The organism is Bacillus sp. UNC437CL72CviS29, from assembly GCF_000482345.1.
Classification (GTDB): domain Bacteria; phylum Bacillota; class Bacilli; order Bacillales; family Bacillaceae_G; genus Bacillus_A; species Bacillus_A arachidis.
Window position 1 is genome coordinate 56,609 of sequence record NZ_AXVB01000017.1, and the last position, 18,227, is coordinate 74,835.

Annotated in this window: 15 protein-coding genes; 8 read left to right on the forward strand and 7 right to left on the reverse strand. The window is 35.6% G+C overall.

Annotation, left to right across the window (positions count from 1 at the left end; genetic code table 11):
- The first annotated feature begins 85 nt into the window (after positions 1–85).
- The 3 genes from pflB (at position 86) to M014_RS0115275 (ending at position 4,711) form a co-directional block, all read left to right on the forward strand.
- On the forward strand, positions 86–2,335 hold the full coding sequence (gene pflB, locus M014_RS0115265; protein ID WP_026592516.1) for a formate C-acetyltransferase: 2,250 nt from the start codon (positions 86–88) through the stop codon (positions 2,333–2,335).
- 66 nt (positions 2,336–2,401) lie between these two features.
- The gene (pflA, locus tag M014_RS0115270) at positions 2,402–3,133 is read left to right on the forward strand and encodes a pyruvate formate-lyase-activating protein (protein WP_026592517.1); all 732 of its coding nucleotides are present in this window, start codon (positions 2,402–2,404) and stop codon (positions 3,131–3,133) included.
- 411 nt (positions 3,134–3,544) lie between these two features.
- Positions 3,545–4,711: a diglucosyl diacylglycerol synthase gene (locus M014_RS0115275; RefSeq protein WP_026592518.1), complete on the forward strand. Its 1,167-nt coding sequence runs from the start codon at positions 3,545–3,547 to the stop codon at positions 4,709–4,711.
- 566 nt (positions 4,712–5,277) lie between these two features.
- On the opposite strand, the gene M014_RS28460 is transcribed toward M014_RS0115275, so the two are convergent.
- The 4 genes from M014_RS28460 to M014_RS0115295 form a co-directional block, all read right to left on the reverse strand.
- Positions 5,278–5,397, reverse strand: a complete 120-nt coding sequence (locus tag M014_RS28460) for a YfhE family protein (protein WP_003194890.1) — start codon at positions 5,395–5,397, stop codon at positions 5,278–5,280.
- Between the two features lie 101 nt (positions 5,398–5,498).
- Entirely contained in the window at positions 5,499–6,056 is a 558-nt protein-coding gene (locus M014_RS0115285) for a GNAT family N-acetyltransferase (protein ID WP_026592519.1), read from the reverse strand.
- 240 nt (positions 6,057–6,296) lie between these two features.
- Complete coding sequence (locus M014_RS0115290; RefSeq protein WP_026592520.1) at positions 6,297–7,427, reverse strand: amidohydrolase; 1,131 nt, start codon at positions 7,425–7,427, stop codon at positions 6,297–6,299.
- Positions 7,428–7,506: 79 nt separating this feature from the next.
- Positions 7,507–8,418 (reverse strand): TIGR01777 family oxidoreductase, encoded by a 912-nt coding sequence (locus M014_RS0115295; protein WP_026592521.1) that lies wholly within the window; start codon positions 8,416–8,418, stop codon positions 7,507–7,509.
- Between the two features lie 82 nt (positions 8,419–8,500).
- On the opposite strand from M014_RS0115295, the gene recX reads away from it, so the two are divergent.
- Both recX and M014_RS0115305 read left to right on the forward strand, forming a co-directional pair.
- On the forward strand, positions 8,501–9,313 hold the full coding sequence (gene recX / locus M014_RS0115300) for a recombination regulator RecX (protein ID WP_026592522.1): 813 nt from the start codon (positions 8,501–8,503) through the stop codon (positions 9,311–9,313).
- Positions 9,314–9,322: 9 nt separating this feature from the next.
- Positions 9,323–9,640 (forward strand): YfhH family protein, encoded by a 318-nt coding sequence (locus tag M014_RS0115305; protein ID WP_026592523.1) that lies wholly within the window; start codon positions 9,323–9,325, stop codon positions 9,638–9,640.
- A 62-nt stretch (positions 9,641–9,702) separates the two neighbouring features.
- On the opposite strand, the gene M014_RS28465 is transcribed toward M014_RS0115305, so the two are convergent.
- Positions 9,703–9,855, reverse strand: a complete 153-nt coding sequence (locus tag M014_RS28465) for a YpzG family protein (protein ID WP_000122139.1) — start codon at positions 9,853–9,855, stop codon at positions 9,703–9,705.
- A 58-nt stretch (positions 9,856–9,913) separates the two neighbouring features.
- On the reverse strand, positions 9,914–10,072 hold the full coding sequence (locus M014_RS0115315) for a small, acid-soluble spore protein K (RefSeq protein ID WP_018767248.1): 159 nt from the start codon (positions 10,070–10,072) through the stop codon (positions 9,914–9,916).
- A gap of 209 nt (positions 10,073–10,281) precedes the next feature.
- Here M014_RS0115315 and M014_RS0115320 point away from each other — a divergent pair, with 209 nt between their 5' ends.
- Positions 10,282–10,548 carry a YfhJ family protein gene (locus M014_RS0115320; protein ID WP_026592524.1) on the forward strand — a complete coding sequence of 89 codons (267 nt, stop codon included), beginning with the start codon at positions 10,282–10,284 and terminating at the stop codon, positions 10,546–10,548.
- A gap of 28 nt (positions 10,549–10,576) precedes the next feature.
- Here the strand turns inward: M014_RS0115320 and M014_RS0115325 are convergent, their stop codons facing one another.
- Positions 10,577–11,557 carry a metal-dependent hydrolase gene (locus M014_RS0115325; protein WP_026592525.1) on the reverse strand — a complete coding sequence of 327 codons (981 nt, stop codon included), beginning with the start codon at positions 11,555–11,557 and terminating at the stop codon, positions 10,577–10,579.
- Between the two features lie 150 nt (positions 11,558–11,707).
- Here M014_RS0115325 and mutY point away from each other — a divergent pair, with 150 nt between their 5' ends.
- Together mutY and M014_RS0115335 are read left to right on the forward strand one after the other, a co-directional pair.
- On the forward strand, positions 11,708–12,802 hold the full coding sequence (gene mutY, locus M014_RS0115330; protein ID WP_026592526.1) for an A/G-specific adenine glycosylase: 1,095 nt from the start codon (positions 11,708–11,710) through the stop codon (positions 12,800–12,802).
- Between the two features lie 115 nt (positions 12,803–12,917).
- Positions 12,918–18,221, forward strand: coding sequence for a lamin tail domain-containing protein (locus M014_RS0115335; RefSeq protein ID WP_026592527.1), 5,304 nt, complete (start codon positions 12,918–12,920; stop codon positions 18,219–18,221).
- The last annotated feature ends 6 nt before the right edge of the window (positions 18,222–18,227 follow it).

Here is an 18,227-nt window from a genome sequence, read left to right on the forward strand (position 1 = left end):
TTTAAAAAAAGTAGTATTCTAAATGTATAAGCTGTTATATAAAAAATCTTAGTCCTGTACTAATCAAAAAATGGAGGAGATTAGGATGACTGAAGTATTAGAAAATGTAAAAAATGCATGGGAAAACTTTAAAGGTGAAAAGTGGAGAGCAGAGATTGATGTTCGCGACTTCATTTTAAATAACATAAACGTTTATGAAGGTGATGATTCCTTCTTAACTGAAGCAACAGAAGCGACGAAACAACTTTGGGATCAAGTAATGGAGTTAACGAAACAAGAACGTGACAATGGCGGCGTCCTTGACATGGATACAGAAATTGTTTCTACTATTACATCACATGGTCCAGGATATTTAAATAAAGATATTGAAAAAGTAGTTGGTTTCCAAACTGACAAACCATTCAAACGTTCATTACAACCATTCGGTGGTGTTCGTATGGCAGAACTATCTTGTGAAGCTTACGGATATGAAATGGACAAAGAACTAAGCCGTATTTTCAGAGACTATCGTAAAACGCATAACCAAGGTGTATTCGATGCTTATACTCCAGAAATGAGAGCAGCTCGTAAATCAGGCGTTATTACAGGTCTTCCAGATGCATATGGCCGTGGTCGTATTATTGGTGACTATCGCCGTGTTGCATTATACGGTATTGATCGTTTAATCGAAATGAAAAAAGCAGATTTAAACTTAACAAGCAGTGTAATGAGCGAAGAGACAATTCGTTTACGCGAGGAGTTATCTGAGCAAATTCGTGCCCTTCAAGAATTAAAACAAATGGCAGCTTCTCATGGTTTTGATATTTCTAAACCAGCAACAAATACACAAGAAGCATTCCAATGGTTATATTTTGGTTACCTTGCAGCAATTAAAGAGCAAAACGGTGCAGCAATGAGTCTTGGCCGTACATCTACTTTCTTAGATATCTATGTTGAAAGAGATTTAGCAAACGGTACATTAACAGAAGAAGAAGTACAAGAAATTGTTGACCACTTCATTATGAAATTACGTCTTGTGAAATTCGCAAGAACACCTGATTATAATGAATTATTCTCTGGTGATCCAACTTGGGTAACAGAATCTATCGGTGGTATTTCACTTGATGGTCGTCCATTAGTAACGAAAAACTCATTCCGCTTCTTGCATACATTAGACAACTTAGGACCAGCTCCAGAACCAAACTTAACAGTTCTTTGGTCTAAACAATTACCAGAGGGCTTTAAAAACTACTGTGCGAAAATGTCTATCAAAACATCTGCAATTCAATATGAAAATGATGACATTATGCGTCCAGAATATGGTGATGACTACGGTATTGCTTGCTGTGTATCTGCAATGAGAATTGGTAAACAAATGCAATTCTTCGGAGCACGTGCAAACTTAGCGAAAGCATTATTATATGCGATCAACGGTGGTAAAGACGAAAAAACAAAAGCACAAGTTGGACCTGAATATGCACCAATTACTTCTGAAGTATTAGATTATGAAGAAGTTATGCGTAAATTCGATGTGACAATGGAATGGTTAGCAGGCCTTTACTTAAATACTTTAAATGTAATTCATTACATGCATGATAAATACAGCTATGAGCGTATCGAAATGGCACTTCATGATACAGAAGTTCTTCGTACAATGGCAACAGGTATCGCAGGATTATCTGTAGTAGCTGACTCTTTAAGTGCAATTAAATATGCGAAAGTAAAACCAATTCGTGATGAAAATGGTATTGCTGTTGATTTTGAAATCGAAGGCGATTTCCCTAAATACGGTAATAACGATGACCTTGTAGATGAAATGGCAGTAAGCCTTGTAAAAACATTTATGAACAAGCTTCGTAAACATAAAACATATCGTAACTCTGTTCATACAATGTCAATCTTAACAATCACATCTAACGTTGTATACGGTAAGAAAACTGGTAACACACCAGATGGCCGCCGCGCTGGCGAACCATTCGCACCAGGTGCAAACCCAATGCACGGACGTGATACAAAAGGTGCACTAGCATCATTATTATCTGTTGCGAAATTACCATATGAAGATGCACAAGATGGTATTTCTAATACATTCTCAATTATTCCAAAAGCACTTGGTAAAGAAGAAGATGTACAAGTTCGCAACTTAGTATCTATGTTAGATGGATATGCAGTAAAAGAAGGACATCACTTAAATATTAACGTATTTAACCGTGAAACATTAATGGATGCAATGGAACATCCTGAAAAATATCCACAATTAACAATTCGTGTATCTGGTTACGCTGTTAACTTCATTAAATTAACTCGTGAACAACAAATTGATGTAATTAACCGTACAATGCATGAAAGCATGTAAGTAAAAAAGTTTCCCTCTGTTTTTCGTAGGGCGGAGGGGAGCTGTTTTAATAGAGGAGGAAGTAACATGGTAAAAGGAAGAATTCATTCTGTTGAGTCTTGTGGAACTGTTGACGGCCCAGGGATTCGTTATATCATCTTTACGCAAGGGTGTTTACTACGTTGTCAATATTGTCATAATGCGGATACGTGGGAAATTGGTAAAGGGAAAGAAATAACAGTCGAAGAAGTGATGCAGGATGTTACATGTTACATTCCTTTTATGGAAGCTTCCGGCGGTGGTATTACTGTAAGTGGCGGTGAGCCGCTATTACAGTTAGACTTTTTGATTGAACTGTTTAAGAAATGTAAAGAGATCGGCATTCATACGACAATTGATTCTTCGGGTGGTTGCTACTCTGAAGAGCCAGAATTCCAAAGGAAATTAGATATTTTAATGGACTATACAGATTTAGTATTATTAGATTTAAAACATATCGATCCTAAAAAGCACCGTAAATTAACTGGTAAAACGAATGAACACATTCTACAATTTGCTCGTTATTTATCTGATAAACAAAAACCAATTTGGGTAAGACACGTATTAGTTCCAGGTGTTACTGATAGTGAAGAAGATTTGCAGAGATTATCTAATTTCATTCAAAGCCTTTCTAACGTAAAGAAAGTAGAAGTCTTACCATATCACAAACTTGGTGTATATAAATGGGAAGCGCTTGGACATAAGTATCCTCTTGAAGGGGTAGAACCTCCAACAGAAAAAAGTGTTCAAAATGCAAAAAATATTTTAGAAGCAGTCTAATCCATTTGGATTAGACTTTTTGCTTTCTTTTAATAAAATCTAGAGTATATCTGAAGAAAAGAGTATACTGAAAGTAGAATATCCATATTTTTGTAAAGAAATAAGAGGATAAATTTACATAATTGTAAAGGGAAAACCAAATAGTACCAAGAATTAAGAAGTAGCAGGGCGAGTATCATGAAATATGATCATTTGTAAGTTATTGCGAAAGCCCTTATAGGAAAGTATAATATAAAGATATGAGCACAGATAGGATTAAGGGGTCAATCTTATATGCTTTGCATATCCACGACAGGTACATAGCTAACATGAAAGTGTTGGAATCCAAACATGTAATTTTTTTTAGGAAAATGTTTTTCCTATTGTCGTATATGCAATATGGGAAAGCGAAAAAGCTAGGAGTGGATTTGTTTGATAAAAAACCCCAAGGTTTTAATATTAACTGCACATTACGGTAATGGTCATGTGCAAGTAGCAAAAACATTAGCACAAACATTTCGTCAAAAAGGAATTGAAGATGTGATTGTGTGTGATCTATTCGGAGAGTCACATCCGGTCATAACAGATATTACAAAATATTTATACTTAAAAAGCTATACAATAGGAAAAGAGCTATATCGCTTATTTTATTATGGTGTAGAAAAGATTTACGATAAGAAGATTGCATCGTGGTATGCGAATTTTGGAAGAAAACGTTTAAAAGCATTATTACATGCAGAAAAACCAGACATCGTTATTAATACATTTCCAATTATTGCAGTGCCAGAATTGAAAAAACAAACAGGTTTTTCAATTCCTGTTTATAATGTGTTAACGGATTTTTGTTTACACAAAATATGGATTCATCGTGAAGTAGATCGTTATTTTGTAGCGACAGATCAGGTGAAAAAAGTGATGGTTGAAATTGGTGTGCCTTCAGAGCAAATAGTAGAAACTGGGATTCCAATTCGTAAAAACTTTGAGTTAACCATTAACCCAGAAATCCTATATAGTAAATATCAGTTATCTCGTGAGAAAAAGATTTTACTTATTGTAGCAGGTGCTCACGGTGTATTAGGAAATGTAAAAGAATTATGTCAATCATTTATGACAGTCCCTAATCTTCAAGTAGCTGTTGTTTGTGGAAAAAATGAAACTTTAAAACAAGAGTTACTAGGAATTAAGGAACAAAATCCTGAGGCATTAAAAGTATTTGGCTATGTAGAGAATATAGATGAACTATTCCGTATTACCTCTTGTATGATTACAAAACCAGGAGGCATTACGTTAAGTGAAGCAGCAGCTTTACAAGTACCTGTCATTTTATATAAACCAGTACCAGGACAAGAAAATGAAAATGCAATGTATTTTGAAAAAAAAGGAGCTGCACTTGTCATTCGCGAAGATGAGGATGTTTTTGCGAAAACAAGGGCACTATTAGAAGATGATATGAAGCTCCTGCAAATGAAAGAAGCGATGAAAAGTATCTACCATCCAGAACCGGCTTGTCACATTGTAAATACAATTTTAGAAGAAAATCATGTGCAGCCTAATCATATACCAATTAAGTCACCGGCTCTTGCTCAATCTTTTACGTAGAATGAAACCCTCTTTTTATTTTGGAAGGGGGTTTTTGTTTTGTGTGAATTCCGTATAGTAAATAGAGTTAGTAAGAATGTATCCATGCATTGATGGTTAATAAAGTTGTATGTTATCCACAAAAGAAAAAGATTTTAATAGCCGGTAAAGTCGGAATATTAACAATGATATCCACATTATCCACAATTTTCAGAAAAAATATCCACAAATTAAACATCATATATGTGATTACTTTTATCTCGTCTTAACAGGCAGTAAGACCCTACGTCTCAAGATTCAGAGAGAAATAAAAAAGATAGGGGGAGATCAACTGCCCGTAAAGGCCCGATTGGTGAGGGCTAATAATCAGCGGGGGATGAAGAACCCCCACTGATTAAAGTTTCACGTTATAGTAATCCAAAAGAATTACTTAATTTATGCACAATTCCATTAATTCTGTGGATAAAGTTTTCCACAAAAAATACTCCTTATAGTATAAGGAGTAAATCTTTACTTTGTTATCCATAAAGTAAATGGTATGGATTGGTAGGGGAGAGTTGGAGATCTCCTCAATTTTCACTTTATGATTATACACCTTTAGGACGGTACCCAGCTGCACGATCTGCTCTTCGAAACTCTCGCTGATAAAGGACCTCTTGTGTACTATTTAATGTATTTCTTGCTTTCTCACGTTTCTTTCTATCCATTACAGATCACCTCGTGTCATAAAGTTATTACCTATCGTTTCCAATGACACAAGGAGATATACATAATAAACAAGTATATTCATTTTATAATTCGTTATATATTACGCTTCTTTTAAATGATGTGTATCTTGAAATGCAGTATCACGCATTGTAGTAAGTGTATATTGATCTTTAACAATTTCATATAAATTATACACTTCTTCATTTGCATTAATTTGATCATAAACAGCTTTTCTAGTTTCATTCGCTAGGTTTATATATGGTAATTTTTCAGCTGCTTTAATCGAACGAATATTCACTTTACGAATGCGCATAAAAATTGTTTCAACATCCAATTCATAGAACAGCTCGCTGAAAAACGCATCTTTTGCTAATTTATTATAACCCTGTCCATGATAAGGTTTCCCAAGCCATGTGCCAAGAAAACCAGCTTTTTCTTGCACATCAAATAAAGTAATCGTGCCAATAGGGTTTCCCCATTCATCTAAAATTGTGCGTGAAATTAATTCACCACGCTCTTCAGCTTCTATTGTTTGCTTTGTTAAAAATAAAAATTCTTCGTATGAATAAGCTTTTTGACGCACAAAAGGGAAGACAGCAGGATCCACCATCAAATCGTATAGAACGTGGCTGTCGTGTAAGTCGCGTTTTTTTAACATACTAACTCCTCCTCACATGAGGGTAGCATGACGAAAAAACACCCCACCCTCGAAATTTTTATATCAAACTTTAAAAAATTTCGGGGTGGGAATCGAACCCACTAGAACCAGTCTATAACGCTGGTGGCGCACCATTTGCCTTCCCCATTCATCAATTTGAAATGAATATCACGACACAAATTGATTATGGTTTCATTCAGTTTATAATCGTATAATACTTTATCTAGTCAAAAAAATAAACTAGTTTTTTTTATTTTTTCTATAAATTATTTTTCCATCAATCATAGTTAATACGGGCTTGGCTAAATAATGAAATGGATGATGTGTCCATAACACAAGATCAGCATCTTTTCCAGTTTCGATACTTCCAATTCTTTCCTCTAAACGTAGATTTCGAGCAGGGAGGATTGTAATGCCTTCTAATGCAATTTTTTCATCTAACCCTTCCCTGACAGCGATGGCTGCACAAACATTTAAATATTGAATGGGAGTATAGGGATGGTCTGTTGTAATGGAAACTTCTATCCCATATTTTGATAAAGTATGGTACGTATCCCATGATTTATTTTTTAGTTCAATTTTTGAGCGGCGTGTTAATGTCGGACCAACAGAGATTTTTAAGTTTTGGTTGGCAAGCTCATTTACAATGAAGTGTCCTTCCGTACAATGCTCAATGCGTAAATCAAGATTGAATTCTTTTGCAAAGCGAAGAGCGGAAAGAATGTCGTCCGCCCGATGAGCGTGCATACGTACTGGGATTTCTCGGCGCAGTGCTTTTAGAATAGGAAGCATTCGAAAATCGGCTTCGTTTCCATAATGTTGTGCTTCGTAGAAAGATTCTCGAAGCAAGCCCATAATCCCCATACGGGTAATCGATTCTTTTGTGCCATTACTATGAACTCGTTTTGGATTTTCTCCAAATGCAATTTTTAACCCTGCAGGTTCTTGAATGATCATATGATCGATACAGGTTCCGGCAGTTTTAATTACACATGTTGTCCCGCCAATAATATTTTGGCTTCCAGGCATAACGTGGGCAGTTGTAACACCATTTTGAACCGCATCTTGAAAAGCAATATCAAAAGGGTGGATGCCATCTAAAGAACGGATATGTGGTGTTAATACTTCGGATGTTTCATTAGCATCATTTCCAGCCCATCCAGTCCCTTCATCGTATAGGCCAAGATGAGTATGCACATCGATAAATCCTGGTAAGAGGTGAAGGGCTCTTGCATCGATAACGGTCATATCTTGAGTTGGTTCAATATGTGGCTTTATCGCAGCGATTTTATTGTGTTTAACCAATACATCTCCTTGAAATTTAGAAGAAGTAATGGGATATACAATGGCTTGCTTAAATAGGGTTTTCATAGATACCTCTTTTCCATTGGCTAATAACCTTTAAATAATTAGTAAATAGAACAATTTTAATGGACGTATTTTAGAAGTACTACAGTGTATGCGATAGTATATTTTGTAATGCATGGTTTAATGTAGGAAAAGAATACTGATATCCATACTGTATTGCTTTGTTAGGCAATACATGTTGTCCTTGCAAAACAAGCATACTCATTTCTCCAAGTAAAGCGTGTAGTGCAAATGCTGGGACGGGAAGCCAGTGTGGGCGATGCATGACAATTGAAAGTGCCTTTCCAAACTCTTTCATTGTTGTAGGATTTGGAGACGTAATATTAAGAGGTCCTTCTATTTCTTTTGTATTTATTGCAAAATCAATCATGCGGATGGCATCATCTAGATGAATCCAAGATAGCCATTGATTGCCCGAGCCGATTGTTCCACCAATAAATAATTGATAGGGAAGCAACATTTTTGGAAGGGCACCACCATCTTTTCCTAAAACAATTCCAAAGCGTGTATAGACGGTTCGAATCCCGAGAGAGGTTGCATGAGCGGCTGCTTCTTCCCATAGTTTTACTGTGGCTGCTAAAAAATCACTGCCATTTTCTTTGTTCTGTTCTGTGAAAATTTTTGTTTCAGAAGTTCCGTAATAACCAATTGCGCTAGCGTTAATAAAAGTATGGGGTTTCTTCTGTAATGTTTGTAATTGTTTAATGAGACTATTTGTTGTATGAAGACGACTCGCTATAATGCTTTCTTTCTGCTTTTTTGTCCATCGACCGTTATTAATGGATTCTCCAGCTAGATTCACAAGCACATCAATAGAAGAAAGAGGGAATTTATGTGAATGTGCATCCCATTGGATGTATTGAATGTTAGAATTGAGAGGATTCTCTCTTTTTTTTCGGGTAAGAATGTAAATTGTGTATCCTTCTTTTAGGCTTAAAAAATTAGCTAATGCTTTACCGATAAAACCAGTTCCCCCAGAAATTGCGATTTTCAACTGAACTTCCTCCTCATTATATATATTCATGAAAAGCAAAATTGTTCCACAACTATGTTAAAATAGTAGCGAGGTGAAGAATATGGCTGTCATTACAAAAATAGAAGTACAAAAACGAATGAAAGAACGATTTAATATTTATATTGATAAAGGTCAAGGTGAAGAATACGGATTTAGTGTGAATCAAGTCACCTTAATCAAGCATGGTTTGCAAAAGGGGTTAGAAATTGATGAAGTAGAGTTAGCAAATATTTTGTACAATGAAGAAGTGCAAAAAGCATATTTACAAGCAATTTCTTATTTATCCTATCAAATGCGGACGAAACAGGAAGTAGAAGAATACTTACGAAAAAAAGAAATTGGACAAGCCATCATCTCTGAAGTTATTTCGAAGTTATTACATGATCGCTATATTAACGATAAAGAGTATGCCATTTCATATGTACGAACTCATAGCAATGTGAATCAAAAAGGACCGACTACTATTAGACGGGAACTTCTTGGTAAAGGTATTCAAGATATAATTATTACTCATAGTTTACAAGAATATCCGAAAGAGAAGCAAATTGAAAATGCCTTTGAGCTTGTAGAGAAAAAGAAAAAGTCCTATCAAAAGCATTCTTTTTTACAAATGAAACTGAAGCTAGAAGAAATGTTAGTCCGTAAAGGATATAATCGTGATGTGATTCAAATTTGTCTAGAAGAATTAAAAGAGGAAAAGGATAGCGCGCAGCAACAAGAGGCGTTGTTGTATCATGGGAATAAGTATCATGAGAAGCATAAAAAACATGATGGATGGACATATGAAAATAAGATGAAACAAGCATTATATCGAAAAGGTTTTTCCATTGATGAGATAGACACATTTTTACAAATGAAACGTGAAGAGGGATGAGAGAATATGATGAATGTGCCAAAACGCTATAGTGAAATGACAAAACATGAGCTAAGAGAGGAAATTGGCATTTTAAAAGAAAAGGCTGTGAAGGCAGAGCAACTGGGTATAGTAAATGAGTTTGATGTATTAATGAGAAAAATAGCAATGGCTCGTGCTTACATGCTAGATATAAATGCATTTCAGATTGGCGAAACGTATGAACTGATAGAGGAACCGGGTGTATTATTTACGATTACGTATTTCAATGGAGTATTTGCTTGGGGACGTAAACAAAATGAGATAGAGGAGATTGGTATTCCTATTTCGCTATTACAAGAGAAATAAAAACCAGAGAGCCTTGGCTGCTCTGGTTTTCATTTTTGGTAGTTGTTAAAGGAGATAGGCATTTAAATTTGGCGTTTTCTCATTTCATTCGCTAAAATAATGAGAGACTGGGTTTGTTGCGTTTGTCCGTTTACTTGCGCTTTTGCATGTTTCGGACGCGCCCAGGTAGGGTTGAATAATTCAGAACGACGATCTAAATGATTACGGTAGCTCATCTTTATCACCTCATATAGGAAGTTAATTGCAATAACTCTTTAGAAATTACTATTGTTTTTACTCTTCCTGATGATTTGCGGCACGCATACGCTCTTGTGGGTGCGTGTTAATTGTGCCATTAGGTCTTTTCGAAGCAAAACGAGCTTTTGCTTTCGTTGGACCATCGATTTTGCTGTTGTTTTTTGATTCAGACCAAAATTCAGCTTGTCTACCCAAGAAGAACGCCCCCTCATTATTAATGATACTTGTTAAGAAGTATCGTTAATAGAATGTGCAAAATAGAGAAAATTATGCTTGAACATAAAATGAAACTTCTGTTGGCGATGGGAGAAGTTCATGAATGAGTGTATGCTTTTATTTATAATTTTGCTGTGGCAGTGAGGCTGCAGGGGAAAGTAGGAAATTAATTAAAGGAGAAATAAATAATGAATGATAAATATGAAGTATTAACAAAAGAATTACTTAAAAAAAATAGCTTTCTGTCTTATTCTCAGGCACGCGCATGGATTGAGCTATTGTGGGAGGACTTCCAAGTCACGTATGCAAAGTCTGGTCGTTATCAAGGTGAAGAAATGACGGAACAAATTGTAAGAGCATGGATTAATAATCATGGCGAACGTCTTCATGAAATTCGTACTAATAATCCGAAATACAGTCATTTGATTAATCAAGATGATCATTTAAAGCATTAAGAAAAGCGACCGAAGTTGGTCGCTTTTTTTAATGCGGAATCAATTCTAATTTTTTACGAAGTTTTTCTTCACTAAAAATCCAGCCAGTGTAGGAATTAATGATGTTTAAATTTTGATCCAGTTGGACGATTGCAACGAATGGGTAATAGTCTTTACTACGGTACCGTAAATCGATAAAACGCACTTCATAATAGTTGTCGTAATCAAAAATATCCCAGCGATATACAGGTGAAAAAGATAAAAAAGCAGAAATGTTTTCATCTTTTTGTGCAGCCTGCATAATTTTATTATCTGGAAGTGGAATACGATTAAATTTATCATGTACCATAATATGGCCGCGGTGCCAACGCGCGACATAGTATTTGTCTCTTGTAGTAATTGCCAAATGATAATGATAAAAACGATAGGAAGGAGAAATGATGACTTCCTCTACATTTTCAAATCGTTTGTAAACGACACTTTTGATATTTTGTCTCATTACAATCCGACCAATATAGTAGACAAACATTAAAACATATGCAGCTAAAGCAGTATATCCTTTATGTGAGCCGACGAGCATGCAGGCGATAGCGAGTATGTGGATAAAGAAGATTACGGCATCGAATGTATTAATTACACCTAATGCAACCCACTTTTTTGTGAAAGGTCGTAATGCTTGTGTACCATAAGCATTAAAAATATCAACAAACACATGAAGAAAGACGGCAATAAATGACCAAAGTAGTAGATGGATATATGGAGCTTCTGTAAAGAAGGCAAAGGCAATTCCACTTATAAGGAAAGACCAAATAATAACAGCAGGAATGGAATGAGTAATTCCACGATGGTTTCGTATATATTTTGCGTTATTACGTAATTTTAAGACGGTATCAATATCAGGAATATTGGAACCGGCAATCGTTGCAAGCATAACAGCTTGTGGTCCGAAATCACTCTGGCTAATGGCCGGATCTAACGTTGCTAAACCACCTAATGTGACGCCCATAACAAGGTGAGTGGCTGTGTCCATGAAAACACACCTCCGTTTTTTTATTAATGTAACTCTTTTTATTCGATATCTCAAGGCATTTGCCTTCAATTTCCTATATCATCTTACTTAAATTTTTTCCTAAAATCTTTATAATAGTACGTATATGCAAAAAAATGAGGGGGATCAAGTTTGACACTTGAAATATTAGATGATTTTAACATAGAGAAGTTTCAACATGATTTAATTAGTTGGTTTGAGAAAGAACAGCGTGACTTACCGTGGCGTAAAAATAAAGATCCGTATCGTGTTTGGGTTTCTGAGATTATGCTGCAACAAACAAGAGTAGAAGCTGTAAAACCATATTACGCAAATTTTATGAGAAAGTTCCCGACATTAGAAGCATTGGCATCGGCAGAGGATGAAAAGGTATTAAAAGCATGGGAAGGCCTCGGTTATTATTCTAGGGCTCGCAATTTACATGCAGCAGTTAAGGAAGTAAAGGAAGTATATGGCGGGAAAGTACCAAGTGATGTAAAGAAAATTGAAAAATTAAAAGGCGTTGGTCCATACACAAAAGGTGCGATTTTAAGTATTGCATACGGTATACCAGAGCCAGCTGTAGATGGGAATGTAATGCGCGTTTTATCCCGTATATTATCGGTTTGGGATGATATTGCGAAACCTAAGACACGAAAAGTATTTGAAGAAATTGTACGTGAAATTATTTCGAAGGAAAATCCATCCTATTTTAATCAAGGATTAATGGAGTTAGGTGCGCTCATTTGTATTCCAAAAAATCCAGCTTGTTTACTTTGTCCAGTTCGGGAACACTGTCGTGGTTATGCAGAAGGTGTACAGAAAGAGTTGCCAGTCAAAAGTAAGGCGAAAGCTCCTAAAATGGTACCACTTGTTGCGGGGGTATTGCAAACAGAGGATGGAAATTATGTAATTAACAAAAGACCAAGTACAGGATTACTTGCGAACATGTGGGAATTTCCGAATGTTGAAATCAATGGCGGGATTCGGAATCAAAAACAACAACTCATTGATTACATGAGGGAACAATTTGCCTTATCTATTTCCATTGATGAATATGCAATGAATGTCCAACATACGTTCACACATCGTACATGGGATGTATTTGTATTTTATGGAAAAGTAACAAGTACTATTAAAGAAACAGATACATTAAAAGTTGTATCTAAAGAAGAATTTGAGAAATTACCTTTTTCTAAATCGCATCGTACGATTTATGAAGAATGTGTGGAAAAACTTCAACCTTAATGGTTGAAGTTTTTTCGACATAAACATAACAATTACTTACAAATATTTCATATCCCCTTAACAAATGACAAATACAATGGAAGTTGTAATGAAAAAATTTAAAGGGGGATAGGAAATGCTAAAAAAAGTAATCAGTTCAGCAGTTATAGCGACCTTTTTGCTTCAAACAGTAGCTGGGTCAGGCTATATCACTTTTGCTGAGGAGAAGGAACAAAATCAGCAAGTTCTCATTTCAGAAGTGCATTATACAGATGATCTACGCTATATCGAATTGTATAACTCATCAGAGAAAGTTATGGACATGAGGAATGTTCAACTGAAGGTCAATGGAAAAGTGCTAAAATTTAAAGATGAAAATGAAAAGCAATCTGTACAACCAAAAGAAACGAAGTTAATCTTATTTGGAAATAATACAGTTAATAAGATTAATGAGCGTTATAAGACAGAAATAAAAGAAGATCAAGTTTTGTTTGCTACTGAGGATTTAAGTGATGAACAAATTAGAATTGAAGTAACGAATGAGAAAAATAAAACGGTAGATGTCATTGAGACAAGAAAAGAGAATAAGGATATATCCATTCATTCTTTTTGGAATGAAACAAAGAAAGAAATAAAAAATGAAATACCATCGCCAGGAACTTATACTACATTCCAATCGCAGGGAAAAGAACCAGCATCTACAGAATCTCCACAAAAAAAGGCAGTTCAGTCAGATCCAAAACAACTAGAGCCAGTACCACCGAAAGCTGCACCTACAGAACCTAACTCTAAAGAAACGATAGAAAAGCAACCCACACAAAAAGAAAAGCTGTTACAAGAAACAGCGCATGTACCTAAAACGAAAATTAATGCACATGAAGATTTACCGATTGAACTTCAGTTAGCAAGTGTATACGATGCGACAAAAGTAAACCTAGTATATCGTAGTGCTAACGGTTTGTTAATGAAAAAACTGGAAATGAACAAAGGTGAGAATAATTTGTATTCTACTGTTGTTCCAAATCTAGATGTTTGGTCTGATACGTTTACATATTGGTTTGAGATTGAACAGGATGGGAAAATGATCACATTTCCAGAAAAAGAACAATTTAAGAGTACTATTGAACATCAAACTGAAGATTACACCAAAAATGGGACAGTTATGATTACTGAGCTCATGCCAGATACGATAAATGTGAATGGGAAAGATGGATATGAATTTATAGAGATATACAATAATTCAAGTGAGGCAATGCAACTGAAAGACTATAAACTTATTTATAAGTACTCAGAAGCAGGAAGTGAAGATTGGCATTTTACAGAAAATGCGACAATCCCATCAAAAGAAACGAAAGTGTTTTGGATTAAAAATGAAGGAAATGTAGAGTTATCAAAACAAGATTTTATTCAAGCATACGGTGGAAATATAACGGAAGAACAAGTGCTTCAAATTGAATCAGACGGAATGTCTAATAGCGCTGGAAGAACCATTCAATTGGCTGATCAGTATGGAACAGTTTTATCATCTGCAACATATGAGAAATCGGATGTAAAGGTTGGGCAGAGTGTTACTTATACATACAAGCCCGAAAGTGTTGGAATGCAAAAAGTAGGTTTGTTTGAAAAAGGAACACCTGGTGTGCAAATACCATTTCAAGTACCGTTAGAGCCAGTAAAACAAACAGATCAAGTTGGCGTTACGATTGAGCATACGGCATCACCTACTCATACAGAGGCGGAAGATTTAACTATTACTGCAACGATTAAAGGTGGGGAAAATGTAGCTGTTTTGTATACTCAAGATGGCAAATTAACACACAAAAAATTGCAGATGAACAAAGAAGGAAATAGTGATATTTATAAGGTGACAATTCCTCAAAAAGAGCTATGGGGGAACTCATTATTCTATAAAATTGTCGTGCAAGGGAATCAAGAAACAATTGAAAAATCCTATGAAACAAAAGTAGAACATAAAAAAATAGATCCGCAAAGCGCATCGCCATTTTTGATTACCGAAGTGACGCCAGACACGACGAATGTTGGGAAAGCAGATGGATATGAATTTATTGAAGTGTATAACAATAGCGAGCAGGATCTTAATTTTAAGGATTATACAATTCGATATCGTTATCCATCTGAAGGACCAGAGGGGGATCTTATTTGGGGATCCACTCCCGATGATGTTGTAATTCCATCGGGGCAGTCTCTCGTATTTTGGGTTATAAATGGTGAAAATAATGAGAAGAATGTAGCCGATTTTAATAAACAATTTGGAGCGAACTTAGTAGAAAATAAAAATATTGTTAGAGTATATTCAAATGGAATGGCGAATGGAAGTGCCCGTGGCATTGTCGTTGCAACAAAGACGGGGAAAGAAATAGCAGCTGCTTATTACAATGATCAAGCAAACCAAGCTGATGTGAAAGCGAATAAGGGGATTTTATATCGCTATCCTCAAGATGGCTCACAAATTATGCAAAAGACTAGTAGTGCAGAGCATAATGCATCTCCTGGAACTGTATTCGAAGGGCAAGTACCGACTGAGCGGGTTGCTTTGAAGGCAGATGCAATTCCGCCGACAATTTCACATAAACCGGCAGAAGGGCTAATTTCTGAATTTCAAGATCATAAATTGAGTTTTTCTGTTCTTGATAACGAACAAGTAAAAAGTGTGAAACTATATTACAAAATGAATTCTAATGCAGAATATAAAGTAGAAAATTTAGTAGAGAATCATGTAGATAAACAATATCATTATACCGTTTACTCACCTGAACTAATTGGAAAAGAGAAAATAACATATTACTTGGAAGCCTCTGATGGCTTAAATGTGGTAAAAAGTGATATGTACTCAGTGCAAATAGATGGTGAGAAAGATAAAGGCCCTCTTCGTCTTAATGTAAAAGATGATGAGGTAGTTGCAAAGCAAGTCTTATTAAAAGGAACTTCATCGTCGGTTGGATCTGAACAACTTTCTCTTTTGGTGGATGGACAGAAAGTAGAGACGAATACATATCGCGCTTTAGAGAAGCCTGCCTATTTTGCTTTCGATGTAAAGCAAACTGATTTGTATTTTAAAAACGCGGTTACGATTGGGAAGGACGTATTGCGTGTATTTGACGATACGTATAGTGATTATGTCACATTAACTGTAAAAATTGATCAATCAAAAATTAAATATAATGAACCGTTCAAAATTGATATTCGCTCTGGCACAAAAACGTCTCCATTTGATGATCGAGTTCAAGAGAACAAAGATGATTTTTATTTAAAAAATGTTCGCCTTGTATTAGCAGATGGAACGACTTTATATGATCCGAACTTTGCAAATCCAACTCAGGAGTTATCAGTTGGTGATGGAGATACATCAACACCAGTATTTACGTTTGAATTCAAAGTTCCAGAAGAAAAATTTATTTCGAATGCGTACTTATGGGATACAAAGCAAGTGAAGGACGGGAAACATCGAATTGCAGTGCAAGATGGTGTGAATAAAGAAACTGTTGCGAATGTAAAAGTTGATAATACACCGCCACAGATTTCTACTACAATACAGAATAAGAAATATAAAGGGAAAATTCCAATTGATGTAACAGTTACAGATGATATAGCAGGAATAAAGAGTAAAAAAGTAATTTTAGATGGGAAAGAGATTGAAACTCCATATGAAACGTCCTCTGGGAAATTAGCAGCAGGAAAGCATGAGCTACATATGGAGGCGGAGGATCAAGTGGGAAATCGTCAAGAAAAAACAGTTATGTTTGAAACTTGGGCAGAAAATCCAACCGACCCTACTCCGATTGCACCTAAAGACGGAGAGGAAAATGTGAGTACGAGTCCGACACTTGAAGCAAAAGTAACCGATCCAACAAACGATGCAATGAAAGCAACATTTTATAAGGGATATGCGTATAAGCCGAATGATACGGAACATATGAAAATTACCGAAAATTCGATAGAACAAGAACCACCACAAGCTTTTGCTGTAAATGGTGAGAAAAGTTTCGATCAAGAGAAGTTAAGTAAAGTTAGTAAAAAAGATGGGGAATATTATACAACGGAATCAACAGAGAAATTTCCATATCATCGCTTTGACGTAACTGTTGCAGATGATGTGAAAAATGATGATACGGTAGAAGTAAAATGGTATGGACATTCTCTAGAAGGAAGAAAAGTTACGATGTATGCTTGGAACTACATGACAAATAAGTGGACAGAACTTACATCGAAAATTGCTGAGGATAAGGACTTTGAATTAAAAGGTGCTGTAATAGCGAAAGAATATGTAAAAGATAAAAAAGTAAGTGTAATTGTGCAAGACCAAATCCCAAGTTCGCCAAACAAGTTTGATTACACATTTGTCTGGATGTCGGATACACAGTATTACTCTGAAAGTTATCCCTATATTTACAAAAGTCAGGTTGACTGGATTGCTGCACAAAAAGATCCATTAAATATTAAATATGTATTCCATACGGGAGACCTTGTTGATAAATCATATCAAGAATTTCAATGGCAGCGTGCAGATGAATATATGAAAGTGCTTGAGAATGCGAAAGTACCATATGGTGTGTTGGCTGGAAATCATGATGTAAATCATAAAGACGAAGACTATACAGCATACTCGAAATATTTTGGAGACTGGCGTTTTAAAGATAAGTCATTTTACGGTGAAAGTTATAAGAATAACCGTGGACACTATGATTTGATTTCAGCAAAGGGAAACGACTTTATTATGCTGTATATGGGATGGGGCGTCACAGATGAAGATATTCAATGGATGAAGGAAGTGTTACAGAAATATCCGAATCGAAAAGCGATTTTATCATTCCATGAATATTTACTTGTATCAGGTAATCGTAGTCCAATCGGCGATGAAATTTATAATGAGGTAGTTAAACCAAATAAAAATGTGTTAGCTGTGTTAAGTGGACATTATCATGATAGTGAGACACTAGTTGATGAAATTGATGATAATGGAGACGGCATCGCAGATCGTAAAGTATATCAAATGCTGGCGGATTATCAAGGAGGACCAGAGGGTGGACAAGGATATATGCGACTTTTACAATTTGATACAACTGCGAACAAAATGTATGTCAAAACGTATTCTCCATATTTAAATGAATATAATTTTTATAAACCAGAAGAGTATCCAGGAAAAGATGAATTTGAATTAGACGTTGATTTAAAACCTGCGATAAAACAAGTTGCAACAGACTATGTAGAAGTAAACGTGTACACGAATGAAGTAATTGGTAAAGATGATTTTGTGGCAAATTGGCGCAACGCAAAAGTAAAATGGGAGAACTTAAAGGAAAATACGACGTATCACTGGTATATAAAAGCTGAAGATCGATATGGCGGTCGAGTAACTTCACCCGTTTGGTCTTTTACAACAGGTAAAAAGGGGTGGAGATGGAGCGTGTTCCCGAGTTAGGGAACA

Coding starts and splice junctions, on each gene's coding strand:
- M014_RS0115290 (WP_026592520.1), bottom strand. CDS start 7,427: ATGAAAACCCTATTTAAGCAAGCCATTGTATATCCCATTACTTCTTCT.
- M014_RS0115305 (WP_026592523.1), top strand. CDS start 9,323: ATGAATGTGCCAAAACGCTATAGTGAAATGACAAAACATGAGCTAAGA.
- M014_RS0115285 (WP_026592519.1), bottom strand. CDS start 6,056: ATGTTAAAAAAACGCGACTTACACGACAGCCACGTTCTATACGATTTG.
- M014_RS28465 (WP_000122139.1), bottom strand. CDS start 9,855: ATGAGCTACCGTAATCATTTAGATCGTCGTTCTGAATTATTCAACCCT.
- pflB (WP_026592516.1), top strand. CDS start 86: ATGACTGAAGTATTAGAAAATGTAAAAAATGCATGGGAAAACTTTAAA.
- M014_RS28460 (WP_003194890.1), bottom strand. CDS start 5,397: ATGGATAGAAAGAAACGTGAGAAAGCAAGAAATACATTAAATAGTACA.
- pflA (WP_026592517.1), top strand. CDS start 2,402: ATGGTAAAAGGAAGAATTCATTCTGTTGAGTCTTGTGGAACTGTTGAC.
- M014_RS0115335 (WP_026592527.1), top strand. CDS start 12,918: ATGCTAAAAAAAGTAATCAGTTCAGCAGTTATAGCGACCTTTTTGCTT.
- M014_RS0115325 (WP_026592525.1), bottom strand. CDS start 11,557: ATGGACACAGCCACTCACCTTGTTATGGGCGTCACATTAGGTGGTTTA.
- recX (WP_026592522.1), top strand. CDS start 8,501: ATGGCTGTCATTACAAAAATAGAAGTACAAAAACGAATGAAAGAACGA.
- M014_RS0115320 (WP_026592524.1), top strand. CDS start 10,282: ATGAATGATAAATATGAAGTATTAACAAAAGAATTACTTAAAAAAAAT.